The organism is Streptomyces sp. NPDC001493, assembly GCF_053597235.1.
The window spans coordinates 19,529-43,766 of sequence record NZ_JBSFHV010000021.1; the positions used below are offsets into that span (position 1 = coordinate 19,529).

At 72.7% G+C, this 24,238-nt stretch carries 23 protein-coding genes and 1 pseudogene; 13 read left to right on the top strand and 11 right to left on the bottom strand.

Annotated elements, in window-relative coordinates:
• Positions 1–15 precede the first annotated feature (15 nt).
• The 4 genes from ACWCWD_RS26735 to ACWCWD_RS26750 all read right to left on the bottom strand — a co-directional run bounded on the left by ACWCWD_RS26735 (position 16) and on the right by ACWCWD_RS26750 (position 2,877).
• The gene (locus ACWCWD_RS26735; RefSeq protein ID WP_450776434.1) at positions 16–774 is read right to left on the bottom strand and encodes a hypothetical protein; all 759 of its coding nucleotides are present in this window, start codon (positions 772–774) and stop codon (positions 16–18) included.
• Complete coding sequence (locus ACWCWD_RS26740; protein ID WP_450776436.1) at positions 771–1,187, bottom strand: hypothetical protein; 417 nt, start codon at positions 1,185–1,187, stop codon at positions 771–773. Before ACWCWD_RS26740 ends, ACWCWD_RS26735 begins: the two co-directional genes overlap by 4 nt.
• A gap of 121 nt (positions 1,188–1,308) precedes the next feature.
• A complete protein-coding gene (locus ACWCWD_RS26745; protein ID WP_450776438.1) occupies positions 1,309–1,812 on the bottom strand; it encodes a DUF6924 domain-containing protein in 504 nt (167 codons plus the stop codon).
• A gap of 66 nt (positions 1,813–1,878) precedes the next feature.
• Positions 1,879–2,877 (bottom strand): EamA family transporter, encoded by a 999-nt coding sequence (locus ACWCWD_RS26750; RefSeq protein WP_450776440.1) that lies wholly within the window; start codon positions 2,875–2,877, stop codon positions 1,879–1,881.
• A gap of 343 nt (positions 2,878–3,220) precedes the next feature.
• On the opposite strand from ACWCWD_RS26750, the gene ACWCWD_RS26755 reads away from it, so the two are divergent.
• Positions 3,221–4,102, top strand: coding sequence for a LysR family transcriptional regulator (locus ACWCWD_RS26755; RefSeq protein WP_450776655.1), 882 nt, complete (start codon positions 3,221–3,223; stop codon positions 4,100–4,102).
• Between the two features lie 54 nt (positions 4,103–4,156).
• Here ACWCWD_RS26755 and ACWCWD_RS26760 read toward each other — a convergent pair whose 3' ends face one another.
• Positions 4,157–7,051 (bottom strand): FAD-binding and (Fe-S)-binding domain-containing protein, encoded by a 2,895-nt coding sequence (locus tag ACWCWD_RS26760; RefSeq protein ID WP_450776442.1) that lies wholly within the window; start codon positions 7,049–7,051, stop codon positions 4,157–4,159.
• Between the two features lie 331 nt (positions 7,052–7,382).
• On the opposite strand from ACWCWD_RS26760, the gene ACWCWD_RS26765 reads away from it, so the two are divergent.
• From ACWCWD_RS26765 to ACWCWD_RS26800, 8 genes are all read left to right on the top strand, one after another.
• Positions 7,383–9,041 carry an ATP-binding protein gene (locus ACWCWD_RS26765; RefSeq protein WP_450776444.1) on the top strand — a complete coding sequence of 553 codons (1,659 nt, stop codon included), beginning with the start codon at positions 7,383–7,385 and terminating at the stop codon, positions 9,039–9,041.
• Positions 9,038–9,493: a roadblock/LC7 domain-containing protein gene (locus ACWCWD_RS26770; RefSeq protein ID WP_450776446.1), complete on the top strand. Its 456-nt coding sequence runs from the start codon at positions 9,038–9,040 to the stop codon at positions 9,491–9,493. Before ACWCWD_RS26765 ends, ACWCWD_RS26770 begins: the two co-directional genes overlap by 4 nt.
• Entirely contained in the window at positions 9,493–9,864 is a 372-nt protein-coding gene (locus ACWCWD_RS26775; RefSeq protein ID WP_450776448.1) for a DUF742 domain-containing protein, read from the top strand. Before ACWCWD_RS26770 ends, ACWCWD_RS26775 begins: the two co-directional genes overlap by 1 nt.
• Positions 9,845–10,501, top strand: a complete 657-nt coding sequence (locus ACWCWD_RS26780; RefSeq protein WP_450776450.1) for a GTP-binding protein — start codon at positions 9,845–9,847, stop codon at positions 10,499–10,501. Before ACWCWD_RS26775 ends, ACWCWD_RS26780 begins: the two co-directional genes overlap by 20 nt.
• The gene (locus tag ACWCWD_RS26785) at positions 10,498–11,757 is read left to right on the top strand and encodes a cytochrome P450 (protein ID WP_450776452.1); all 1,260 of its coding nucleotides are present in this window, start codon (positions 10,498–10,500) and stop codon (positions 11,755–11,757) included. The genes ACWCWD_RS26780 and ACWCWD_RS26785 overlap by 4 nt, the downstream gene beginning before the upstream one ends.
• Before the next feature lie 56 nt (positions 11,758–11,813).
• Positions 11,814–13,001, top strand: coding sequence for a cytochrome P450 family protein (locus ACWCWD_RS26790; protein ID WP_450776657.1), 1,188 nt, complete (start codon positions 11,814–11,816; stop codon positions 12,999–13,001).
• 108 nt (positions 13,002–13,109) lie between these two features.
• Complete coding sequence (gene serC / locus ACWCWD_RS26795; protein WP_450776454.1) at positions 13,110–14,228, top strand: phosphoserine transaminase; 1,119 nt, start codon at positions 13,110–13,112, stop codon at positions 14,226–14,228.
• A gap of 191 nt (positions 14,229–14,419) precedes the next feature.
• Positions 14,420–15,052 (top strand): Uma2 family endonuclease, encoded by a 633-nt coding sequence (locus ACWCWD_RS26800; RefSeq protein WP_450776456.1) that lies wholly within the window; start codon positions 14,420–14,422, stop codon positions 15,050–15,052.
• Positions 15,053–15,064: 12 nt separating this feature from the next.
• Here the strand turns inward: ACWCWD_RS26800 and ACWCWD_RS26805 are convergent, their stop codons facing one another.
• The 3 genes and pseudogenes from ACWCWD_RS26805 to ACWCWD_RS26815 form a co-directional block, all read right to left on the bottom strand.
• Entirely contained in the window at positions 15,065–15,496 is a 432-nt protein-coding gene (locus ACWCWD_RS26805; protein ID WP_450776458.1) for a DUF4259 domain-containing protein, read from the bottom strand.
• A gap of 36 nt (positions 15,497–15,532) precedes the next feature.
• Positions 15,533–16,189 (bottom strand): class I SAM-dependent methyltransferase, encoded by a 657-nt coding sequence (locus ACWCWD_RS26810; protein ID WP_450776659.1) that lies wholly within the window; start codon positions 16,187–16,189, stop codon positions 15,533–15,535.
• A gap of 216 nt (positions 16,190–16,405) precedes the next feature.
• A pseudogene (locus tag ACWCWD_RS26815) lies at positions 16,406–16,801 on the bottom strand (cysteine hydrolase family protein); the annotation flags it as partial.
• Positions 16,802–17,013: 212 nt separating this feature from the next.
• Here ACWCWD_RS26815 and ACWCWD_RS26820 point away from each other — a divergent pair.
• The 3 genes from ACWCWD_RS26820 to ACWCWD_RS26830 all read left to right on the top strand — a co-directional run bounded on the left by ACWCWD_RS26820 (position 17,014) and on the right by ACWCWD_RS26830 (position 20,399).
• Complete coding sequence (locus tag ACWCWD_RS26820) at positions 17,014–17,460, top strand: hypothetical protein (protein ID WP_450776460.1); 447 nt, start codon at positions 17,014–17,016, stop codon at positions 17,458–17,460.
• An 80-nt stretch (positions 17,461–17,540) separates the two neighbouring features.
• Positions 17,541–17,939 carry a hypothetical protein gene (locus tag ACWCWD_RS26825; RefSeq protein WP_450776462.1) on the top strand — a complete coding sequence of 133 codons (399 nt, stop codon included), beginning with the start codon at positions 17,541–17,543 and terminating at the stop codon, positions 17,937–17,939.
• Between the two features lie 396 nt (positions 17,940–18,335).
• Positions 18,336–20,399, top strand: a complete 2,064-nt coding sequence (locus ACWCWD_RS26830; protein ID WP_450776464.1) for a HelD family protein — start codon at positions 18,336–18,338, stop codon at positions 20,397–20,399.
• Positions 20,400–20,602: 203 nt separating this feature from the next.
• On the opposite strand, the gene ACWCWD_RS26835 is transcribed toward ACWCWD_RS26830, so the two are convergent.
• The 3 genes from ACWCWD_RS26835 to ACWCWD_RS26845 form a co-directional block, all read right to left on the bottom strand.
• Positions 20,603–20,965 (bottom strand): hypothetical protein, encoded by a 363-nt coding sequence (locus tag ACWCWD_RS26835; protein ID WP_450776466.1) that lies wholly within the window; start codon positions 20,963–20,965, stop codon positions 20,603–20,605.
• 224 nt (positions 20,966–21,189) lie between these two features.
• Positions 21,190–22,077 (bottom strand): septum formation family protein, encoded by an 888-nt coding sequence (locus ACWCWD_RS26840; protein ID WP_450776468.1) that lies wholly within the window; start codon positions 22,075–22,077, stop codon positions 21,190–21,192.
• Positions 22,078–22,296: 219 nt separating this feature from the next.
• Positions 22,297–23,337 carry a WD40 repeat domain-containing protein gene (locus ACWCWD_RS26845; RefSeq protein WP_450776470.1) on the bottom strand — a complete coding sequence of 347 codons (1,041 nt, stop codon included), beginning with the start codon at positions 23,335–23,337 and terminating at the stop codon, positions 22,297–22,299.
• A gap of 108 nt (positions 23,338–23,445) precedes the next feature.
• On the opposite strand from ACWCWD_RS26845, the gene ACWCWD_RS26850 reads away from it, so the two are divergent.
• Positions 23,446–24,222, top strand: coding sequence for a GDSL-type esterase/lipase family protein (locus tag ACWCWD_RS26850; protein WP_450776472.1), 777 nt, complete (start codon positions 23,446–23,448; stop codon positions 24,220–24,222).
• Positions 24,223–24,238 lie beyond the last annotated feature (16 nt).

The window sequence follows — 24,238 nt, forward strand, 5'->3', positions numbered from 1 at the left end:
GAGAGCGCGCGGGAGCTATGGAAACACGACGCCTTCCTGGAAGCCCCTCAGGCCAGGAACCGTGGTGGACGGGTGAGTGTCCCCCGGCTCCACGACCGACACGCACACCTCGTACTTCTCGCCGTGCTTCAGCTCCTTGCCGACCCGCGCCTCCCTCCACTGTTCGTCGTCCGTCGGCACCTTCCAGACCGACATGTTGTGGTAGCCCAGCGCACCCGTGCTCGCGGCCGGGTAGACGAGCTCGTCGCCCGTGGCATCTTCCAGCCAGACGTAGACGTCCACCCGTTCGTTACCAGTCGTCGTGCGCCATTCGGCGCCGATGTACAGGTGCCCGTCGTCACCCACCCGATAACAGGGCTTGACCTGGACATGCGTCACGCCGGTGTCCGTCCAGGCGCGGCAGTTGTCCATCGGGTTCGGCGCCAGCCCCGCACCCGTCGCCGAAGCCGTGGTGTGCGGTGCCGCGTCCGACCCGGCGTACTCGTCCCACAGCTTGAGGGCGGCGAAGCCGCCGAGGGCCAGAATCACCACCCCGACCAGCGGCCACACCAGGCGGGCCTTCGGCGGTCGGTGCGGGGCGTAGTAATGGTGGTGGTGCTGGTGGTGGCTTTCTTCCTTGATCGTCTGGTTCCCGCCGGCCTGGTAGGCCCGGCCGTGGCCGGACGAGGTGGCCGCCTGGGATGTGGACGCCGGAGACGCGGCAGGCTCGGCGGGCGCGGCAGGCGTGGACGGGTCGCCGGGCTCTTCCGGCGCGGGACGTGCGTGCTTGCTCATCGTTCGTTGATCGTCTGGTCCCCGGCGGACTGGTAGACGCGCCCGTGCCCCGAGGCCGTCGCGTGGAAGACCGTGGAGGTGTTCTGCGGAGGGGTGGGCGCGGCCAGCGGCTCAAGCTCGTCCGCGACGACGCGGCGCAGCTCGTCCACGAGGTCGGGGCGGCGGGCGAGCAGCAGGCGGAAGTTCAGGCGCCACTGCTCTGCCGAGATCTGCGCTTCCTCGCTCTCCGGTGCCGTGAGCAGCAGGGTCCGGGTCTCCGTGAGACTCGCTTCGACCGTGTCGGCCCGCTCCGGGTGGGCGCGCCGCCAGAGTGCGGCCACCGATGTCTGGGCCTGCCGCCACAGGTCGGTGGTGAGAGCGTTCAGCAGTGCGCTTCCCGCTGTGGTCGCGAGCGTCGCCAATTCGGCGTCCATGGTCCCTTTTCCCCCGTTCAGAGCGCCGGTCGGACATCCGGCAAGGGCGCCATCGTAGGGCATCCACAAGGGAGTTCAAGGCCCTGTTCGGCCATGTGGAAACCACGGTCGCGGCGAGGTTTCAGACCGGCCGGAAAACGCCTTCCGGGTCCTCGGAAGCCATGGCGGCGAGCTCGTGGAAGTCCACATTGCTGAGTGCCAGGTCCAGTTGAACGGCGTGGACCTCGCCCGGCACGGTACGGAACTCGCGGGCGGGCGGGTTGTCGATCAGCTCCTGGTAGTACACCGGATCGAGGTCCTCGTCCTCGTCGGCGAACAGGTCCAGGGCGAGAAGCGCCCGAGAGGGGGACCGCATGGTGACCGCGTCGGCGAGGAACACCACGAAGAGGTTCTCCACCGCAGCCGCGGCACGCACGATTTCCTCGACCGTGGCACCGTCCCAGCGCGGATCGTCGATCAGGTGGAACCGCACCTCCGCGCCGCTGTCCTCGTCACACGCACTGCGCAGCCCGGCCACCACGGCCCGCCACGCCTCGCCGTCCGTGTAGTCGGTCCGTACGACGACGGGGTCGAAGCCGTCGTCCGGATACTCTTCGGTCAGCTCGAACGCGGGCAGGGTGCGCACGCCGTCTCCCTCACTCCGGACAGTCGGTCGCCGGGCATCCTCACATGCCCCACCGACAGAGGCGGCCTAAAGGCTGTCCCGCCGCTTCCTCTTCCGCGCCCCGCCGACCTGTCCCCGTACCGCCCCCACGCTCGCGCCGATGACGAGGGCGATGGCGAGGGCGTCCGTGGTGGAGAGGGCCTGGTCCAGGATGAGGAACCCGGCGAGCGCGGCGATGGCCGGTTCGAGGCTCATCATCACGGCGAAGGTGGAGGCGGGCAGGCGGCGGAGCGCGATCAGTTCGAGGGTGTACGGGAGTACGGAGCTGAGCAGGGCCACCGCGGCGCCGAGCAGAACGGTGGTCGGGACGGTCAGCTTCGTACCGGACTCCGCGATGCCGAGGGGCAGGGAGAGGAGGGCGGCGACGGCCATGGCGAGGGCCAGGCCGTCCGCCTTCGGGAAGCGGCGGCCGGTGCGGGCGCTGAAGACGATGTACAGGGCCCACATCGCACCGGCCGCGACGGCCAGTCCGGCGCCGAGCAGGTCGAGCCGGCCGAAGCCGCCCGCGCCGCCGAGCAGGGCCACTCCGACGAGTGCGAGCCCCGCCCACAGGAGGTTGATCAGGCGGCGGGAGGCGATGACGGAGAGGGCGAGCGGGCCGAGCACCTCCAGGGTGACCGCGATACCGAGGGGGATGCGGTCGAGTGCCTGGTAGAAGAGGTTGTTCATCGCGCCCATCGTGACGCCGAAGGCCACCACCGTCCCCCAGTCGGCGCGGGAGTGGCCGCGCAGCTTGGGGCGGCAGACGACCAGCAGCACCACGGCGGCCACCAGCAGGCGCAGCGTGACCACGCCGAACGCGCCGGCCCGGGGCATCAGCAGGGCGGCGACCGCCGCGCCGAACTGGACCGAGACCACACCTCCGACGACGAGGGCGACCGAGACGAGCGTGCCGCCGCGCCCCGTCGGCTGCCCGGAGCCGTGCGGACCGCCGGTGGGAGCGTCGGGTGCTCCGTCCAGGGCGGTCACCGCCTCGGGGACGGTGACGGCGGCGGCCGGCTCTACGGCGCTGCGCGGGTCGTTCACTGGGTGGCCTTCCGGGGTGGGGCGGGAGGGGCGGCGGAACACATCCCCTCAGTGCAATGTAATGCACTGAGAAGTACATTGCACGGGACTATGCGCGCGGGGCCCATCCGTCCACCGTAGGCAGCCGCGCGCCGCGCGTGAAATGCCTTCTGCGCTCCGGTTATGCTCCGCACGCATGAGCAGGGAACAGCGGGACGGCGACCAGGACGGCGACCGTACGGGGCACCGGGACGGCGACCGTACGGGGCACCGGGGCGGCACCGGCCGTACGGGTACCGGGCGCAGCGGCACCGGGCGCCCGGGCACCAGCCGCACAAGCGCCAGCACCGGCACCGGCCGCCCCATCGAGCTGCGTCATCTGCGGGCTTTCCTCGCCGTCGCCGACGAGCGCAACGTCACCCGGGCGGCCGAACGCCTCGGCCTCACCCAGCCCGCCGTCTCCCGGACCCTCGCCTCGCTGGAGGCCCACCTCGGCACCCGGCTCGTCGACCGGTCCACCCATCACCTGGACCTCACCCCGGAGGGCGTCGCCTTCCGGGACAAGGCGGCCCTCGCGGTCAGCGCCTTCGACGACGCGACGGGCACCGGGCGCCCGCAGCGCAGGCCGCTGCGGCTCGGGCACGCCTGGTCGGCGTTCGGTCCGTACACCACACCGCTGCTGCGGACCTGGCAGGCGCGGTACCCGGGGACCCCGCTGGAGCTGCTGCGCATCGACGACCGTACGGCCGGGCTCACCCGGGGCGAGGTGGACGCGGCACTGCTGCGCGGGCCGGTGGAGGCGCCGGGGCTGGTGACGGAGGCGCTGTTCAGCGAGGACCGGGTCGCGGCGGTCACGGCGGACGGCCCCTACGCCGGTCGCGCCGCACTCTCCCTCGCCGACCTGGCGGCAGGGCCGGTGGTCCTGAACACGGTGTCCGGCACCACCACGCTCGGCCTCTGGCCCCCGGACGCGCGCCCCGCCGCCACCCTCACCGTCGCCAACACCGACGACTGGCTCACCGCCATCGCCGCCGGACGCGGCTCGGGCGTCTCCGCCGCGTCCACCGCCGACATGCACCCGCATGCCGGGGTCGCCTTCGTCCCGCTGACCGACGCCCCGCCGCTGCCGGTGCTGCTCGCCCGCCGCGACGGCCCGGGGCACCCGGCGCTCCCCCGGCTCGTGGCCCTGGCGCGGGAGATCATCGCGGGCGGGGGCGGCCACGAGGAGCGGCGGCCCGGCGGCTGAGAACCCGACCGGGTGGTGTCCGACCTCGATCCGCCGGACACCACCTGAGCGCCGCTACCCCTCGCGTACGCCCCTCTCTCCCTCCAACCCCTCCGCCAGCTCCAGCCCCTCCGCCAGCAGCTCCGCGAGGTGCTTGGCCCGCACCCCCGCCAGCTGGTCCAGCTGGGTGCGGCAGGAGTAGCCGTCGGCCAGGATCTCCGTACCCGGGGCCGCCGACCGTACGGCGGGCAGCAACTGCTCCTCCGCGCAGGCCACCGAGACGTCCCAGTGCCCCTTCTCGTAGCCGAAGTTGCCCGCCAGGCCGCAGCAGCCGCCGGACAACTCGCCGTCCAGTCCGGCCCGTTCGCGCAGGCGGCGGTCGGCGGTGTCGCCGAGGACGGCGTGCTGGTGGCAGTGGGTCTGGCCGGCCACCGGGCGGTCCAGCCTGGGCGGCTCCCAGCCGGGGGCGTACTCCTCCAGGTACTCGGCCAAGGTCCGTACCGAGGCGGCGAGTTCGGCGGCACGCGGGTCGTCGGCGAGGAGTTCGGGGAGGTCGGTGCGGAGGGCGGCGGCGCAGCTCGGTTCGAGGACGACGAGGGGCCGGCCGAGGGAGGTGCCGAGCCGGTCCAGGGTGCGCCGCATGACCGTACGGGCACGGTCGAGGCGGCCCGTGGAGACGTAGGTCAGCCCGCAGCAGAGCCCCTGGCCCGTGTGGCGCACGGTCCGGCCTGCGGATTCCAGGACGCGGACGGCGGCGTGCCCGACCTGCGGGGAGAGGTACGTGGTGAAGGTGTCCGGCCAGAGCAGGACCTCCCGGCCGGAATCCGCACCGGCTCCGTCCCCGGAGGCCCCGCCCGCCCCCGCCCCCGCCCACCGTGTGAACGGCTCGCGCGCCAGCGCCGGGATCGGGCGCTCGGGGGCGATGCCCGCCAGGCGCTTGACGAGGGCGGCGAGCGGGCGGATCCGGGCGAGGGCGTTCAGCAGCGGGGCGACGGGGGCGGCGAGGCGGAGCCAGCGGGGCAGCGAGCCCAGGGCGTAGTGGGCGGCGGGGCGGATCCGGCCCTGGTAGTGGTGGTGGAGGAACTCCGCTTTGTACGTGGCCATGTCGACGCCGACCGGGCAGTCGCTGCGGCAGCCCTTGCAGGAGAGGCAGAGGTCGAGCGCGTCGCGGACCTCCGTCGAGCGCCAGCCGTCGGTGACGATCTCGCCCGCGAGCATCTCGTGGAGCAGCCGGGCCCGGCCGCGTGTCGAGTGCTGCTCCTCGCCGGTGGCGCGGAAGGAGGGGCACATGACGCCCGCACCCGGTGCCGCTGTCGTACGGCATTTGGCGACGCCCACGCACCGGCGCACGGCGGCGGTGAAGTCGCCACCGTCCTGCGGGTATCCGAAGGCGACGTCGACCGGGCGGCGGGGCAGGACGTCGAAGCGGAGGTTGGCGTCGAGCGGGTCCGGGCGGACCAGCATCCCGGGGTTCATCCCGCCGTACGGGTCCCACAGGTCCTTGAACTCGGCGAAGAGCGCAACGAGTTCGGTGCCGTACATGAGGGGGAGGAGTTCGGCGCGGGCCTGTCCGTCGCCGTGTTCGCCGCTGAGCGAGCCGCCGTGGGCGGCGACGAGGCGGGCCTGGTCCTCGGAGAAGCGGCGGAAGCGGGCGGTGCCTTCGGGGGTGAGGAGGTCGAAGTCGATGCGGACGTGGATGCAGCCGTCGCCGAAGTGGCCGTACGGGGTTCCGCGCAGCCCGTGTTCGGCGAGCAGGGCGCGGAACTCGCGGAGGTACGGGCCGAGTCGGGCGGGCGGCACCGCGCAGTCCTCCCAGCCGGGCCAGGCTTCGGTGCCGTCGGGCATCCGGGTGGCGGTTCCGGCGGCGTCCTCGCGGATGCGCCACAGGGCGCGTTGTCCGGCGGGGTCGGTGACGACGGCGGCGTCGAGGGCGTCGGCGGCGCGCACGATGCGGGTGGCCCGGTCGCGGGCTTCGGCGGGGGTGGCGCCGCCGGTCTCCACGAAGAGCCAGGCGCCGCCCCGGGGCAGCCCGACCGTTTCCCGCACCAGGTCGGCGGCCATGCCCTCGACGGTGAGCGGGCCGTGGGCGAGGAGTCCGGCGGCGGCCTCGGCGGCGGCCGCTTCGTCCGGGTAGCCGAGGACGGCGAGGGCGCGGGCGGGCGGGGACTCGACCAGCCGGACGGTGGCCTCGGTGACGACGGCGAGGGTGCCCTCGCTGCCGCAGAAGGCGCGGGCGAGGTCGGGGCCGCCGGGGTGTTCGGGGAGGAGGGCGTCGAGGGCGTAACCGGAGATGCGGCGCGGGAGGTCGGGGAAGCCGGTGCGGAGCGGGGCGAGGTGGCGGTCGACGAACTCCCGCAGCCCGGCGGGGGCGCCGTCCGCCTCCCGGCCCGGGCCGGGAGCGGCGCTCCCCGTCCCCCAGCCCCGGCCGAGGCGCAGGGTGTCGCCGCCGTAGCGGGCGACGGTGAGGGCGTGGACGTTGTCGGCGGTGGTGCCCCAGGCGACGGAGTGGGCGCCGCAGGAGTTGTTGCCGATCATGCCGCCGAGGGTGCAGCGGCCGTGGGTGGAGGGGTCGGGGCCGAAGGTCAGCCCGTGCGGGGCGGCGGCGGCCCGCAGGTCGTCGAGGACGACGCCGGGCTGGACGACGGCCGTACGGGACCCGGGGTCCAGCTCCACGATGGCGTCCAGGTGCCGGGTGAGGTCGAGGACGACGCCGGTGCCGGTGGCCTGGCCCGCGATGGAGGTGCCGCCGCCGCGCGGTACGACGGGCACCCCGTGGGCGCGGCAGACGGCGAGGGCGGTGGCGACGTCGTCGGCGTCGCGCGGGGCGACGACCCCGAGGGGAACCCGCCGGTAGTTGGAGGCGTCCATCGTGGTGAGCGCCCGGGAGGCCGCGTCGAAGGAGGTCTCCCCCCGGACCTCGGAGCGCAGGTCCCGGGCCAGGGCGTCGCTGAGGGCGTGCGTATCGGCCATGGCACCAGCATGCCGGGCGGGAACCCGCACTCTTCGGACAACACCGCCCGCACGGCCACATACGCAACACGGAACGAACAGAGAACGACACCAAGACTTCCCAAAAGGACCCTCAATTCTCCTATAGTGAGCACGACTTGCGCTGGAACAATCAGCTCCAGTTGTTACGGCTCCCTCACCCTCCGCGACGAAGGTGACGAAGACCGTTCCCCGACCGCCCCCCACCTGCCGCCCCGACCGCAGCCCCGACCTGACGCCCCGCCTGCCGTCGCGTCCGCCGCGCCGCCCGACCGGTCGGCGCCGCCCGTGCCGTCCGCCCCGAGGACTCCGATTGCGCCCCTCAACCCGGTCGACCGCGCTCACCGCGCTGGTGTCGGCAGTCGTCTCAGGCTCGCTGTGCGCGTGGGCCACCGCCGTGGCCCCCGCTTCGGTGCGGACCCCCCTGGCCTGGGGGGCTGGTGCGGCGGCCGTCGCACTGACCGTGGCCGCGGCCGTCGCCGCCCATGCGCTGGGCACCGCGCGGGCGCTGCGGGAGGCCCGGGCGGCGGACAGCCGGAGGTTCACCGACGAGACCACCCGCCTGGTGTCGTCCGCATCCGCCGACGCGCAGCGCTTCACCGCCGAGACCGCCCGGATCAAGGCCACCGCCCGCGCCGAGGCCACCCGCGCCGCGTCCGAGGCGGCCACCGCACTCGCCAGGGCCACCACCGAGGCGGCCACGGCCAAGGAGCGGCTGGCGGCCGAGACCGAGCGGCGCTCCGCCGAGAACGAGGCCGACCGGGAGCGGTTCGCCGCCGAGAAGGCCGCGCTCTCCGCCCGCCTCGCCCAGGCCGAGCGGGAGCGGTCCGCCGCCCTGTCGACGGGCGCCAACGCGGCGAGCCGGATGCAGGCGCTGGCCACCAGCATGCTGGCCGACCTGCGGGAGATGGAGAACCGGCACTCCGACGAGAACGTCCTCGGCGACCTTCTCCACCTGGACCACCGCACCGCCCAGGCCGGCCGCCTCGCCGACTCCGTCGCCGTACTGACCGGTGCCCGCTCGGGGCGCCGGTGGGCCAGGCCGATCGTGATGGAGTCCATCCTGCGCGGCGCGATGGGCCGGATCAGCGGCTACCGGCGCATCCGGCTCCACTCGACCAGCGACGTGGCCATCGCCGGGCACGCGGCCGAGGGCGTCATGCACGCGCTCGCCGAACTCCTCGACAACGCGGCCAACTTCTCGCCGCCCACCGCCGAAGTGCACGTGTACGTCGAAGAGGTACCGGCCGGTGTGGTGATCACCGTGGAGGACAGCGGGCTCGTCATGAGCGAGGTGCAGCTGCGCCGCGCCGAAGCGGCCGTCTCCCCGGGCGAGAGCGTCGCCGCACCCTCCGGTACCCGCCTCGGCCTCGCGGTCGTCGGCCGCCTCGCCCGCAAGCACGGGCTGCGGGTCTCCTTCCGGCCGTCCGCGCGCGGCGGCACCGGCGCCCTGCTGATGCTGCCGCAGGAGCTCATCGCCCGTACGCCCGTGGGCGCCGCGTCCCCCACGCTCCCGGCCGCCGCACCCAAGCCCCGCACCGCCGGGCCGGAGACGCCCACCGCCGCACCCGAGCCCCGTACCCCCGGCCCGGAGACACGGAGCACCCCCGAGCCCGAGCCCACCCACTCGGCGGCGGACACCGGAGCCACCGGGACCCCCGAGGGCACGGCCCGCCCGGCCGGGGAGGCCGGGCCCGCGGCCGGGGACGAAACGCACACCCGCGAGCCCGCCCCCGAGTCCGAGGCCGAATCGACCGGCTCCTTCCCGAAGTTCGGCGAGAGCGGGCTGCCCCGGAGGCGGCGCGGGCGTACCTTCGCCGCCGCCGAAGCGCGCGCGGCGGCCACCGCCACCGTCGACCCGGCCACCCCCCGGGACCGGGCGAACGACGCGAAGAGGCAGGCCGAGCGCTTCAGCAGATTCAGCCAGGCAGTACGGGCCAACTCACCGCTCCCGGAAGGCAACACCCCATGACCGCGACCACCGACGAGAAGCTGAACTGGCTGCTGGAGGGCCTGCTCGAACGCACTCCCGGCGCCCGGCACGCCCTCGTGCTCTCCCGGGACGGCCTGAAGCTGTGCCGTACCCCCGAGCTCTCCGTCGACCAGGCCGACCAGCTCGCCGCGATCTCCGCGGGCATCCAGAGCCTCTCGCACGGCGCGTCCGTCGAGTTCGGTGACGGCAGCGGCGGCGTACGGTCCGCGATGGCCGAGTTCTACGGCGGGGTGCTGTTCATCGTGGAGGCCGGTACGGGCGCCCATCTGGCGGTCGTCGCCGCCGAGGACTCCGACGTGGGTCTCGTCGGACACAACATGAGCGAGCTGGTCGAGCAGCTCGGCGAGCACCTCGTGGCGCCGCCCCGCGAGACCGACCCGTCCGCCGACCCGTCCACCGGGCCGGGCGCCGACGCGGGAACCGCCGGCTGATGCCCCCGGTGCCGCGCCCCCGCCCCGGCCGTGACGACTCCCCCGACCGGCTCTACACCCTCACCGGTGGCCGCAGCCGGACGGACTCCGACGCCTTCGACCTGGTGACGCTCGTGGTCTCCGAGTGCGAGCCGGCCCCCGGCATGCAGTCGGAGCACGTCGCGATCCTGCGGATGTGCGAGCGCCCCACCGCGGTGGTGGAGATCTCCGCGACCCTGAAACTGCCGGTCGGCATCGTCCGCATCATGCTCGGCGACATGCTCGACACGGGCCGCATCAGCGCACGCCATCCCCGTACCGCCCGTGTCTCGGACCGGCTCCCCGCCCCCGACATCCTGGAACAGGTGCTCGTTGGACTCCGCAACCTCTGACCGCGCCGCCCTTCGGGCGACGGCCGACAACGGACTGAAGATCGTCGTCGTCGGCGGATTCGGCGTGGGCAAGACGACCATGGTCCGTTCCGTGAGCGAGATCCGTCCGCTCAACACGGAGGAGACGATGACGCGCGCGGGCGAGGCCGTCGACCACCTCGACGGCGTGCAGTCGAAGGCGTCCACCACGGTCGCCTTCGACTTCGGCCGCATCACGCTGGACGAGCGCTCGGTGCTGTACCTCTTCGGGGCGCCCGGCCAGGAGCGTTTCTGGTTCCTGTGGGACCGCCTCTTCTCCGGCACGCTGGGGGCCGTCGTGCTGGTCGACACCCGTCGGCTCGCGGACTCCTGGTACGCCATCGACCGCCTGGAACACCACGGCACGCCGTTCATCGTGGCGTGCAACGACTTCGGCGGCCCGCTCCACACCGAGCAGCAGATCCGGGAGGCCCTCGACCTCTCGGCGGACGTACCGCTGGTGGAGTGCGACGCACGCGACCGGTCGTCCAGCAAGTACGTCCTGATCACGCTGGTCGAGCACCTCCACGCGCTGTCCGCCGCCCACGCCCGGACTCCGGAAGGGGCGCTCGCGGGCGCCCCCGAGGCGGCCGGCAGAACCCCGGAGACCACCTCGTGAACGCGTGCCCCGTCGACCACGGTCAGGGTGCGGCCAAGGATCTCGGTCCCGTACCGCTGTCCGGGCCCCGGTTCGCCACCGAACCGCACCAGTTGTACCGGGAGGTGCGCCGGGACCACGGCCCGGTGGCGCCGATCCTGCTGCCCGGCGACGTGCCCGCGTGGCTCGTGCTGGGCTACCGCGAGCTGCATCAAGTCACCACCGATCCGGCCCTGTTCACCCGGGACTCGCAGATCTGGAACCAGTGGCCGGACATCCCCGACGACTGGCCGCTGCACCCGATGATCAGCAAGGACCAGCCGTCGATCCTGTACACCGTCGGCGAGCGCCACAGCCGCCGCTCCCAGGTGATCAGTACGGCCCTCGAAGGCGCCGACCCCTTCGAACTCCGCAAGTACACCGAGGAGTTCGCGGACGAGCTGATCGACGCCTTCTGCTCGGCCGGCAGCTGCGACCTGATCGCGGAGTACGCGATGCTGCTGCCCGTCCGGGTCCTCGCCAAGCTGTACGGCTTCGCGGACGACAAGGGCCCCGCCCTCGTCAAGGCGATGAACGACATGATCAACGGCGGCCCGGACGCGCTGGCCGGCCAGCGTCACATCGCGGGTTCCGTCATCCAGCTGGTGACCGAGCGGTCAGCGGCTCCCGAGGACGACGTGCCGTCCCGGATGCTCGCCGACAACGAGGAGTTCACCGCCGACGAGGTCGCCCGGGACCTCATGGTGATGATGGCCGCCGGGCACCAGCCGACCGCCGACTGGATCGGCAACTCGCTGCGGCTGATGCTCACCGACGACCGGTTCGCCGCCTCGCTCTCCGGCGGGCGGCACAGCGTCGCCGAGGCGATGAACGAGGTGCTGTGGGAGGACACCCCCACCCAGAACGTGGCCGGCCGCTGGGCGAGCCGCGACACCCACCTCGGCGGGAAGCACATCCAAGCCGGTGACCTGCTGATCCTCGGCGTCGCCGCCGCCAACGCCGACCCCCAGGTGCGGACCGACGGCTCGGCCCTGACCGGCGGCAACAACGCCTTCCTCTCCTTCGGCCACGGCGATCACCGCTGCCCGTTCCCCGCCCAGGAGACCGCCGAGGTCATCGCCCGTACGGGGATCGAGGCGATCCTCGACCGGCTTCCCGACGTCGATCTCGCGGTCCCGGCCGAGGAGCTCACCCGGCGCCCGTCGCCGTGGCTGCGCGGCCTGACCGAGCTGCCCGTCCGCTTCACACCCACTCCCGCCCTTGGAGGCACGCGGTGACCGCGACGACCACGGAACCGACCGGCGCGCAGGACGACGAGCGCATCGTCCTCGACATGTTCGTCGGCGACCTCAGGGGCGAGAGCGCCCGGCTGCACGCGGCCGGTCCGCTCGTCCCCGTGGAGCTGCCCGGCGGGGTCCACATCTACGCCGTCACCCACCACGCCGAGGCGAAGGCGGCCCTCACCGACCCGCGCCTGGTGAAGGACATCGACGTCTGGAACGCCTGGCAGCGCGGCGAGATCGCCCCCGACTGGCCGCTGATCGGCCTGGTCAACCCGGGCAAGACCATGCTCACCTCGGACGGTGCCGAGCACCGGCGGCTGCGCGGTCTGGTCGCCCAGGCGCTGACCGTGCGCCGGGTGGAGCGGCTCCGCGAGGGCATCCAGGCCCGTACCGACGAGCTGCTGGACCGGCTCGCCGCGCGCCCGGCGGGCGAGCGGGTCGACCTGAAGGCCGAGTTCGCCTACCCGCTGCCGATGAACGTCATCAGCGAGCTGATGGGCATCGGCACCGAGGACCTGCCCCGGATGAAGGAGCTGTTCGACAAGTTCTTCTCCAACCTGACCCCGCCCGCCGAGGTCCCGCAGGTGATGGGGAACATCCACACCCTGTTCACGCGCATCCTGGAGGAGAAGAAGGAGTCCCCGGCCGACGACCTGACGGGGGCGCTGCTGAACGCCTCCGAGGACGGCGACCGGCTCACCGACGACGAGATCCTCAACACCCTCAAGCTGATCATCGCCGCCGGTCACGAGACCACCATCAGCCTCATCGTGAACACCGTGGTCGCCCTCCAGACCCACCCCGGGCAGCGCGCGCTGGTGCTCTCGGGCGGGGCGACCTGGGAGGGCGCGATCGAGGAGACGCTGCGCTGGTCCTCGCCGACCTCGCACGTCCTCATCCGCTTCGCCACCGAGGACATCACCATCGGCGACCGGGTGCTGCCGAAGGGCGAGGGCCTGATGGTCTCGTTCGCGGCGCTGAGCCTGGACGAGAAGCAATGGGGCCCGGACGCGGCCGAGTTCGACCTCACCCGCTCCCCCAACCGCCATCTCTCCTTCGGCCACGGCCCGCACATCTGCCCGGGTGCGGCGCTCTCCCGCCTGGAGGCGGCCGTCGCGCTCCCCGCGCTGTACGCCCGCTTCCCGGAGCTGGAGCTCGCGGTCCCCGCGGCCGAGCTGCGGAACAAGCCGATCGTGACCCAGAACGACCTCTTCGAACTCCCGGTCACCCTGGGCTGAGCCGTCCTGCCTACCGCACCGGCCTCCTGTTGTCCACGGGCCGGAGCGTCTGTCTCACCGGCCGGACAGGGGCTTTCGCCCCGTCCCCGAGGGACTACGCTCCGACTCGTGGCCGATATCCAGATTCCCGCTGACATCAAGCCCGCCGACGGACGCTTCGGCGCCGGGCCCTCCAAGGTGCGGACGGAGGCGCTCGACGCGCTGGCCGCCACCGGAACCTCTCTCCTCGGTACGTCCCATCGCCAGGCCCCGGTCAAGAACCTGGTCGGCGAGGTACGTGACGGTGTACGCAGCCTCTTCTCCCTCCCCGAGGGTTACGAGGTCGTCCTCGGCAACGGCGGGTCCACCGCGTTCTGGGACGTCGCGACGCACGGTCTCATCGAGACGAAGTCCCAGCACCTGAACTTCGGTGAGTTCTCCTCGAAGTTCGCCAAGGCCGCGAAGCTCGCGCCCTGGCTGGCCGACCCGAGCGTGATCTCCTCCGAGCCCGGCACCCACCCGGAGCCCAAGGCCGAGGAGGGCGTCGACGTCTACGCCTTCACCCACAACGAGACCTCCACGGGTGTCGCGGCGCCGATCAAGCGCGTCGCCGGTGCCGACGAGGGCGCGCTCGTCGTGGTCGACGCCACCTCGGGCGCCGGCGGTCTGCCGGTCGACATCACCGAGACGGACGTCTACTACTTCGCCCCGCAGAAGTCCTTCGCCTCCGACGGCGGCCTGTGGATCGCGGCGTTCTCCCCGGCGGCCCTGGAGCGCGCGGCGCGCGTCCACGCCTCCGGCCGCCACATCCCCGAGTTCTTCTCGCTGCCCACGGCGATCGACAACTCGACGAAGAACCAGACGTACAACACCCCGGCCCTCTCCACCCTCTTCCTGCTCAACGAGCAGCTGAAGTGGCTGAACGGCCAGGGCGGCCTGGACTTCGCGACCGGCCGCACCCTCGCCTCCTCCCAGAACCTCTACGGCTGGGCCGAGGACTCGAAGCACGCGACCCCGTTCGTCACCGACCCGGCGAAGCGCTCGCAGGTCATCGGCACGATCGACTTCTCGGACGACATCGACGCCGCCGCGATCGCCAAGGTGCTCCGCGCCAACGGCATCGTGGACACCGAGCCGTACCGCAAGCTGGGCCGCAACCAGCTGCGCGTGGCGATGTTCCCGGCGATCGACCCGGCGGACGTCCAGGCCCTCACCGCCTGCATCGACTACGTGATCGAGAAGCTGTAACCACCACGGCACCCCGGCTCACCGCCTGGCGCCTGGCATCCGGCACCTGCACGACGGCCCCGTACACCTCGGTGTACGGGGCCGTCGCCGTACCGCCTCACCCTCGCGGGTGATCCTGCGGCTTCGGGGCGGAGGGCGGTGTCCGGGCCCGCGATCATGGTCTCGGCGCCGGTCGAACCAGGAGGCACGTCATGTCGGGAGCAGCGGGCGGGTACCCCTGCGACGGTGAGCCGGAGTCGCTGCTCGACAGCGCCAACAGGCTCACGGAGCGGCTTCCGGGCCACCGCGTCGAGATCGTCGGCGGCGTCATCACGGTGGCTCCACGCATCGATGGCCCGCACGCCGACGCCCTGACCACTCTCATGGTTTCCTTCTTCGCGGCAGGACTCCACGGCAACGAGTCACGCGTGCTCCAGGGCATCGGCCTCTGGCTCCCCGGTGGTCCGCAGGACTACGTGATCCCGGACCTGGCCCTCGTCGACGCCGACTTCGACGCCCATCGGGCCGAGAACCACTGCTACGACCCGGCCGTCTTCCGTCTCGTGCTGGAGGTCACCTCCAGCAACTACCGCAGCGACCTCCACCTGAAGCCGGCCGTGTACGCGGAGGCCAAGGTCCCGGTGTACGTGGTCCTGGACCGCCGTCACGGCCGGGTCCACGTCCTCACCGAGCCCGGCGGCTCGTCGTACGACCGGCACGAGGTGTACGCCCCCGGCCAGACGGTCACGCTGCCCGCGTCGATCGGCGCCGAGGTGACGCTGGACGTGGCGGAGCTCGTCGCGGCGGGCAGCCGGACGGCGGAGGCCGCCCGGCCGACCGACTGACCCCGTCCCCTCCTACACGGGCACCCCCGCCGCCAGCACGGTTCTGAGGCGGCCGATCCCCGCCAGCCACTCCGCCGGCTCGGCGCTCTCCCCCCACAGCTCGCGCAGCTCGGACGTCTCCGCGGTGACCTGGTCGAGGGCCCGCACCGCGAGTCCGAGCAGCACCGGCGACGGGGCACCGCCGGGCAACGGCACCGGTTCGTCGGGGCCGTACGGGGTGTCCACCGGTTCGCCGCCCGGGCACTGGGCAGCGAGCAGCGCGGCGGCGGCGACCGCCTCCATCGCCTCGTCGCTGTCGAGGAAGCCCTCGGCGCCCGCGCGCACGGCTGCTTCCAGCGCCTGTTCGATCAGCGCCGCGCGCTTCTCGGGGTCGCTGTCGTCCAGCTTCCCGCCGAAGTCGGCAGCCGTGTCGTTGTCGAAGTGCCCGATGTCCCACGTACCCATGTGACTCCCCCGTTCTCGGATGGTGACTACAGCGTGTCACCCGCCACTGACAACGGCTTCTCCGGCAACCGTGGTCCCGGCCACCGGCTTCCGCGCCAGCACGAATCCCTGCGGGGTCGGCTCCGGGAACTCGCCGTCGGTGTCGGCTTCGCGCACGGTACGGACGCGGGGCTCGAAGCCCGCCGCCGCGAGCAGGGCCGCGACCGCCTCCGGGCGGCGGCGGTGGAAGTCGAGGGCGATCGGGCGCCCCCAGGCATCGGTCCGGTGCCGGGTCTCGTCGCCGGCCTGGAAGCCGAGTTGCAGGTGCGCTCCCGGGGCCAGTACCCGGTGGAACTCGGCGAAGACGGCGGGGAGCAGGGCGTCGGTGATGTGGATGACCGAGTACCAGGCGAGCAGCCCGCCCAGGGAGCCGTCGGGCAGGTCGAGCGCGAGCATCGAGCCCTCCTCGAACCGGAGGTCCGGGTGTTCGGCCCGCGCCACCGCGAGCATCCCGGGTGACAGGTCGATCCCGAAGACGTCGGCGCCGAGCCCGCGCAGGTGGCCGGTGATCCGTCCCGTACCGCACCCCACGTCGGCGAGGGGCCTGCCGCCGCCCGTCTCCCGTACGAGGTCCACGAACCCGGCGAGCAGCGCGCGTTCCAGCGGCTTGGCGTCCAGTTCGGCGCCGAACCGGGCGGCGTACTCGGTGGCCATGACGTCGTACGAGGCCCTGGTGGCGCGTACGAACTCGGGCTCGGATTCCGCCACCTGGACGATCTCCACGGGGGCGAACTCCACCTCGGAGGCGTTCAGTACCCGGATGCGGCGCCCGGGGTGGCGGAGGTTCCGGAAGATCGCGTTGTGGTGCGCGACCGACCGGTCCGGGGTCGCGTACGCCTCGTCGCCGGGGCCCCGTACGGAGGTGGTGTGCCCGTCCGCCACGAGCACCAGGTCGTACCCGCGGCTCAGGGCGGAGCGTGCGGTGGTGTCCACGCAGATCTCGGTGGCGAACCCGGTGACGACCACCTCGGTGATTCCGTGCGCCCGCAGCAGGCCGTCGAGACCGGTGCCGAGGAAGCTGTCCGGGGCGGTCTTGCGGAGAACCGACTCCCCCGCGCCGGGCGCGAGTTCGGGCACGACCTGCCAGCCCTCGGAGCCGACTTCGAGCCCGCCGCCGCCGTCCTGCACCGTGACGATCAACGCGCCTGCCCTGTGCGCGCGTTGCCGCAGTTCGGCGATGGCGGCGACGGTCTCGGCGGCCCGGTGGGCGATGGCCACCGTGTCGTTCTGCATGTCGATGACGAGGAGCGCGGAGGTGTTCGGCATGGGAGGAGAGCGTAGGGGGTGAGGGCGGGCCGGAGCGCCTCCGGGTCTGCCGGGGCGGCCGGGCGGGGCACGGTTCGGGGCTGGGCGATCCGGCTTCGCCCCGGCCGTTCACGGGCCGTGCCCTCTCGGTACGGTGAATGCGGCGGCTCCGCGCGAGGGGGGCGGTTCGCGGTCGGCGCGGACGGGCGCCGCGAAACGTGGGCGGATGGCGAGTGATCGAGTTCCTGGTGGATCTGGTGGTGGGGGCCGTGCTCTCCCTCCTGTTTCCCAACTTCGGCGCGAAGCGGCGGGCCAAGGCCGAGGGCCGTGCCTTCGAGCGGGGCGAATGGGTTCACTTCGAGGCCTGTCTCCTCGGCGAGCAGCCGTTCCACGAACCGGGCGCCGTCCAGCTCGCGGCTTCCAGGACCGCCCTGCGCCTGGCGCCCGCCAGGGCGGGGAAGGCCGTGCGGCGCGTCCTGCCCACCAAGGAGATCGAGGTCCGCCGGGTCCGCGAACGGAGCGCGTCGGATGCGGAGATCGTCCGGTCCGCGTGGGAGGTCGCCGAGTGCGGCTACGGGAAGGCCGAGTTCGTGATCGCCTGTGCCCCGTCGCACATGCGCCTGCTCGTGGTCTCCCTCGGCGGGAAGGCCGTGCGGGGGCCATCGGCCGCTGCCGGGTAGGGATGTCGGTGGGCGGGAGCAGACTGTCCGCTTGAGCCGTTCCCCGTGTTGAGCGACAGAACCCGTTCTATCTTCGGTGGGTGAACGATGAGCCCCTCCTCTTCGTAGGCGACTTCAGAGAGCTCGAGCACGGCAGGCCGGACGGGCCGTCGCTGCGGTCGGCCGTGCGCGCCCATGAGTCACCGTACGCACGCGAACTGGTCCAGTACCTGCGCAACGGTGCGCTTCTGGCAGCCACCGCCGCCCTCGTGCACGACGTCCTCAGCCCCGATGAGGCCGCGATCGGCGGGCTGCAGCTTCTGACCGACGGGCAGTGGCTGTGGTACTCCGACCTTGCCCACTACGTCGAGCACCACCATGTGGCGCTCGATCGCCAGTTCATCCAGCACGCGCGGGGCAATGACTGGACAGCTCCTGCGCTCAGTCCTGCGGATTTGCGTGAGTTGGAGGCCCTGTTTCTCGGTGAGGTCACGGACTGATCCCACCGGACGGGTCAGGTCCGGCCCGCGAGGGCAGACGGACTTCGGGAGCGGAAGAGCGATATGCAGGACGGCGGAATACGCGAAAGGGGTCATGCCGCCGGCCACCACGGATTCGCACGCATGACCATGCTGCCATCACGATGCCGTTGCTGGGACCGTCCCGCATCGACCCCTCATCACCTGCGCTCATTCGCCCGTTTCCTCGTCGGCCGACGAGTCCTGGTACGCCTCCACCGCCGCCCGAGCACCGGCGCGAGGCCGCATTTCACCAGGTAAGTCAAGACTTATCTTCCGGGGGCGATGACCCTATGGTGTGGCTCGAATCGAAGGAGCCTGCCGTTGTCGAAGATGAATGATTCCGCTGCGCGTGCCATTGACTCGGAGCGGGATTATGTGTCCTCCCTCTACGAGTTGCTCGGCGAAAGGATTTCCGAGGCGCGAGCGCACCGTGCGAAAGTCCTGAAGTCCCCGGCGGAAAGCGCCGGCGAGGCGTACGAAAGAGAAATCGCCGCCGAGCGCCTGACCAAGGAAATCGGCCGGCTGGAGGGTGCCGAACAGGGGCTGGTCTTCGGGCGCATCGACTGGACGGACGGTACGGCTCTGCGTATCGGGCGGATCGGGCTGCATACGGAGGGGGACGACCTGCCTCTGCTCGTGGACTGGCGGGCGAACGCGGCGCGGCCCTTCTACGAGGCGACTCCGGTCCATCCGATGGACCTGCGGCGGCGCCGTCACCTGCGCGTCGAGGAGCGCACGGTCGTCTCGGTGAGCGACGAGCTGCTGGACGGGACCGACCCGACCGACGAGGACGTCGTGGGGGACGGTCCGTTGACCGAGGCGCTGTCGGCCCGGCGTACGGGCAGGATGCACGCGGCCGTCGCGACGCTGCAGGCCGAGCAGGACGAGATCGTCCGCTCCGCCCACCGCGGGGTGACCGTGGTGCAGGGCGGGCCCGGCACCGGCAAGACGGTCGTCGCCCTGCACCGGGCGGCCTACGTCCTGTACGCGTTCCCGCGCGCCACGGAGGAGGGGGTGCTGGTGGTGGGCCCCAACGCCCGGTTCCTCGACTACATCTCCCAGGTCCTTCCGTCGCTCGGAGAGAACGACGTCGTGCTGGCGACCTGCCGGGAACTGGCCGGGCTGCCCTCGGACACGAGGGACACGAGGGACGCGGCGGACGCCGTGCACGCCGTCGGCCCGTTCGACACCGCCCGCCTCAAGGGCAGTTCGGGACTGGCCGACGCCCTGGCCGGTCTGCTGCGCGTCCACCAGGCCCCCTCCGGCGACTTCACCGTGCGGGTCGGTCAGGAGCTGGTGCGCCTGTCCGGCGAGGAGGTCGCCGCGGCCCGCGACGCCGCGAGAGCCGCCGCCCCGGGGCACAACCCCGCGCGCCAGGTGTTCAAGGAGCTCCTGGCCGATGCCGTCGCGGACGCGATGCAACGGGACATGGGCGATCTCCTGGAGCAGATCGACGCCGATGCCGTCGCGATGACGGGCCTGGACCTCGACCGGTTCACGGGAGCCGCCCAGCACCGTGCCGAGGGTGCGGCGGAGTCGGGTCCGGTCCACGAGCTGGACGTGGACGCCCTCCGGGCCGATCTCCTCGACGACGCCGGATTCGACCGTGCCGTCGAGGCGTTGTGGCCGCGGCTGGTGCCGGGTGACCTCGTGAAGGCGCTCCTGACGGACGCCGACGCGCTCGCCGAGCACCTGCCCCGGCTGGCCGAGCGGGAACGGTCCCTGCTGCTGCACGGTCCGGACACCCCGTGGACGGAGGCCGACGGGCCGTTGCTGGACGAGGCGGCGAGCCTGGTCGACGGCCCGCCGGAGCGGACGTACGGGCACGTCGTCGTCGACGAGGCACAGGAACTGACCGCCATGCAGTGGCGGATGATCGTCCGCCGCTGCCCGGCACGGGCGATGACGCTGGTGGGCGACTTTGCCCAGGCGGGTCCGGTCGCGACGGCACGCGACTGGAAGGAGGCGTTGAGCCCCCATGTCGGGCCGCGGTTCAAACTGCACCACCTGACCGTCAGTTACCGCACCACGCAGGAGATCCTGGAGAGCGTCCGGGACCTGCTGACACGGATCGCTCCGGACCAGAAGTCCACCCGTTCCCTGCGCAGCGGCGAGAGCCCGCGCACCGTGACCACGCCTCCGGACGGCTTGGCCGCCGCCGTCGTCCAGGAGCTCCGCGCCCAGAGCACCGCGCACCCGGGCGAGCTGCTGGGCGTGGTCTGCGCGGACACCAGGGTGGGCGAGCTGACGGCCCGGGGCGTCGCCCGCCACGCCCGTATCGTGCCGGCGTCCGAGGCGCGTGGCCTGGAGTTCGACGGGGTCGTCGTCGTGGACCCGGAGGAGATCATCGCGGCCCGCCCCGGTGGGGAGCGGGACTTGTACGTGGCCCAGACCCGGGCCACCAAGCGGCTCTGCACCATCACGGTCCGGCCCGCCTGACGGTCCGGCCCGCCTGACGGTCCGGCGCCCGTGCCGTCGGGCGGAGGCGCTCGGAGGCGGTACGGGCAGAGGCGGTACGGGCAGAGGCGCAGGCGCGCACCCCGGGGCGGTACGGCACCGCCCCGGGCAGCAGCGTCCCGGCCGGTGGGCGGCGGCGCCCCGGCCGGTCAGTCGTGCGATCGAGCCTGCGGTCGGTCGAGCGGTCAGTCGTCGCCGGCCGACGGCCCGAAGAAGACCGACCGGACCTTCAGCCGCTCCGAGCCCCCGCCGGTGTGCGGGCGGAGATTGAAGAAGGCGCCCTCGCAGTCGGCATCGGCGTAGACCGTCGCCCAGGCGTCCGTACGGTTCTTGGGCGAGTGGCCGGGCTCGGGGTTCTCCGGGCCGACGCCCGGGAGGTTGATGCACACGCCGCTGGGCGGGTTGTTGAGGAAGCCGGTCGCGTCGTATCCCTCGTCGGTGACGTAGTCGTACCGGAACTGCCCCTCGGCGGCCGAGGCCGAAGTGGGGACGGCGGCGAGGAGGAGGGCGGCGCCGAGAACGGCGGGGAAGGCGGAGCGCAGACGCATCGTGGGTCTCTCTGCTGGGGGGAGGTTGTCGCGGCCCTCTTCTGCCCAGCGGGCAGAGTCCCGCATCCACGCCTCACTCGTACGGATGGCGGCGAAACGAACCTGCACGACGCCAACCGGTCCACCCGGCCGGACGCCGGGAGGGCCGGCGCCCACGGCACCGGCCCTCCCTACTGCACTGCTTCCAGGCCGACAGCCCGTTCAGGCGTCGGCTCGGCCGGGCGTCAGCTCGACCAGACGTCCGCGTCGTCGGCCGGGACGGTGGTGGAGAGGCCGAGCTCCTTGCGGGCGGCGATGGACTTGCTCGGGTCGATGCCCGTGAAGGCGGCGTCGAGGGCGACGTAGTAGCTGTCGGCGTCGGCGGCCTTCGAGGCCGTCTTCCACGCCTCGTTCGCCTTGGCGAGCTCCGCGCTCAGCTTGACCGTCTCCGGCTGCGTGATGCCCTTGAGCGAGGCGAGGTGGGCGTCGAGGGCCGCGCTGACGGCGGCGGCCTGTGCCTTGTATCCGGCGAGGTCGTCGGCGACCTCGTCCGTCTCGGGCTGGTTGGCCCAGAACGCCGTGTAGACGCCGCTGGAGCCCTTGAGGTAGGCGAGCTGGTCGGCGTTCATCGGCTTGCTCTTCAGCGAGCCGGTGGTGATCTTGCCCGAGTCCTTGGTGTACGTGCAGGTCACCAGGCGGTCGCCGGTCTTCCAGGACTCCTTGGTGGGCTGGTAGTACGAGCCCGAGACGCCGGCCGGGATCGCCCAGGTGTCGGGGGCGAACTTCTGCTCCTCGACCGGGCAGCGCGTGTCGGCGGCCTCGACGATCGCGTCGTCACCGGGGTAGGCGCCGTCCTCGACCTTGAACTCCCCGTAGACCTGGCCGTCGTGGGCTTCGGTGCAGGGCACGACCTCGATCGCGAACTCCTCGGCCGTCTCGCCCTCGGCGACGGGTGCGGTGTTCGGGTTGTAGCAGTCGCCGACCTTGAGGTCGAAGACCGACTTCTGCCGGGCGGCCTTCTTGAGGCCCTGCTTGGCGCTCTCGGCGACCGAGCATCCGGACGCGCCGATGGCGAGAAGTGCGACGACGGCGGCTATGCCGCGGACATGACGGGACTTGGCACCGAAAGACATGGCGTGTGAATCCTCAAGCGGAAGTAAAGGAGCGAACTGATGTGCGCATCGTATGGCATGGCTGTGACAACGCTGTGCGAACAAGGTTTCGCCCCGTCATTCCTGGGTACACGGCGCCCCCGCGTGGCCCGCCCGCCCGCCGCGCAGGCCTCGCGCACGCCCCGCCTTTGCCCCGTCAGCCGCCCGGGAGCCGCCCGTCAGCCGCCTTCCGGCAACCCGTCAGCTGCCCGTGCGCCGCCGCTTCGGCCGGAGCACGAACCACACCGCGCCGATCACCACGAGCCCCCCGAGCACCGTCCCGCCCTTCCTGGCCGTTCCCCCGCCGCTGCCGCCGTCAGCGCTCCCGGAACCCTTCCCCCCGGCCGACGCGGAGGAGGTCCCGCCGGAAGCCGCCGCCCCGCCCGACGCGCTCGGTTCGGGTGTGGCCTGGGCCGCGTTGGTGCCCTTCACCTCCAGGCGCCGGACCTCGCTCCGCTTGCCCTCGGAGCCGAGCATCAGGGCCGTACCGTCCGCCGTGTACGTGACCGACTCGGCCTGTCCCTGGAACCCGGCGCCCACGCCGCGCTCGCGGCCGAGCTTCCCGTCGTCGAAGGTGTACGCGTCGGCGCCGAGGTAGCCGCGCAGCACCAGCCGCGTACCGTCCGGGGAGAACGCGCCGTCAGTCACCCACGGCACCTCGGCGACACGGCGGAAGACGTTGTTCCCGCTGGTGGAGAGGTGCTCCGGGCCCTCGTAGAGGCCGCCGCCGGCCTGGTTCTTGGAGGCGATCCAGACCCTGCCTGTCTTCGGGTGGACCATCAGCGCCTCGGCGTCCCGGGCCCCGTCCGCGTAGACCACGTCGAACTGGGTGGCGCGCACCGTGACGTCCTTCAGGACCTTCGGTTCGGGGAGGCGGTAGATCCAGACGTGGTCCCAGGTGCCGTTGAGGTTGTCGCCGATGTCGCCGACGTAGAGGTTCCCGTCGGGGCCGAGGGAGATCGCCTCGACGTCGCGCGGCTGTCCCACGCCGGTCATGGTGACGGTGGCGACGGTCTCACCGGTGCGGGAGTCGACGGCGTAGAGGTAGGGGCCGTCGTCGCTGTCGTTGTGGGTCCAGTAGACGCCGGGGTGGATGCGGCTCGCGGCGAGGCCGCTGGACTCGGTGATCCGCGGGTCCTCGATGGTGAAGGTCTGGTCGGCGCCGCCGTCCGCCCGGGCCGGGACGCTCCCCGCGAGGAGCAGCAGGACGGCGGTTCCGAGGGCGGTGAGAGAGGCACGCATGGCGCAAGTGTCCATCATCACGGTGCGGCCCGAATGCGGGATCGGGGATGATGACGCCATGCGTTCCCTGCCTGCCGCCGCCGACTCCACGCCCTGCGGCGGTGGGGCATGACCCGTCACGGAACCGATGGCGCCGACGCCGTGCGCTTCCTCTTCGTCGGCGACTCGATGACGGTGGGGAGGGCGGGCGACTTCACCTGGCGCCACCGGATGTGGCAGCACCTCGAAGCGACGTTCGGCGAGGGCGGGTACGCCATCGTCGGCCCGCGCACCGGGCTGTACGACGCCGAGGCGGACGCCGCCGTCTCCACCGCGTACGCCGACCCGTCCTTCCCCGGCCCGGCCCGCCGTCATCTGTCCGGCTGGGGTGAGGGCTGGCTGCACATGGCGCCGCTGATCGAGGAGGCGGTACGCACCTCCCGCGCGGACGTGCTGCTGGTGTCGCTCGGCCTGATCGACCTCGGGTTCTACACCGACAGCGAGCAGACGGCGGCGAACGCGCGCGCCTTCATCGCCGCCGCCCGCGCCGCGAACCCGCAGGTCAGGATGGTCCTGCTGCCGGTCATCCCGAACATCCGGGCCGAGTCGGACGCCCCCTTCGCCGCCTCCTGCGCGCGGTTCAACACCCTGCTCGCCGAGGCCGTCGCGGACCTCTCCACGCCCGGCTCCCCGGTGCTGCTGGCCCCGCATCCGTCCGGTTACGACATCCACGCCGATACGTACGACGGTACGCACCCGGGCCCGAGCGGCGAGCACAAGCTGGCCGCGACCTTCGCGGACGCGCTGCACCGGGCGTGGTCGCTCGGCGGCCCGTACGCGCCGGAGCCGGAGCAGGTACGCGTACCGGCCGTCGAACAGGCACTCGTACCGGCGTCCGCGCTCTGAGGCCGGCCGCCTGCGG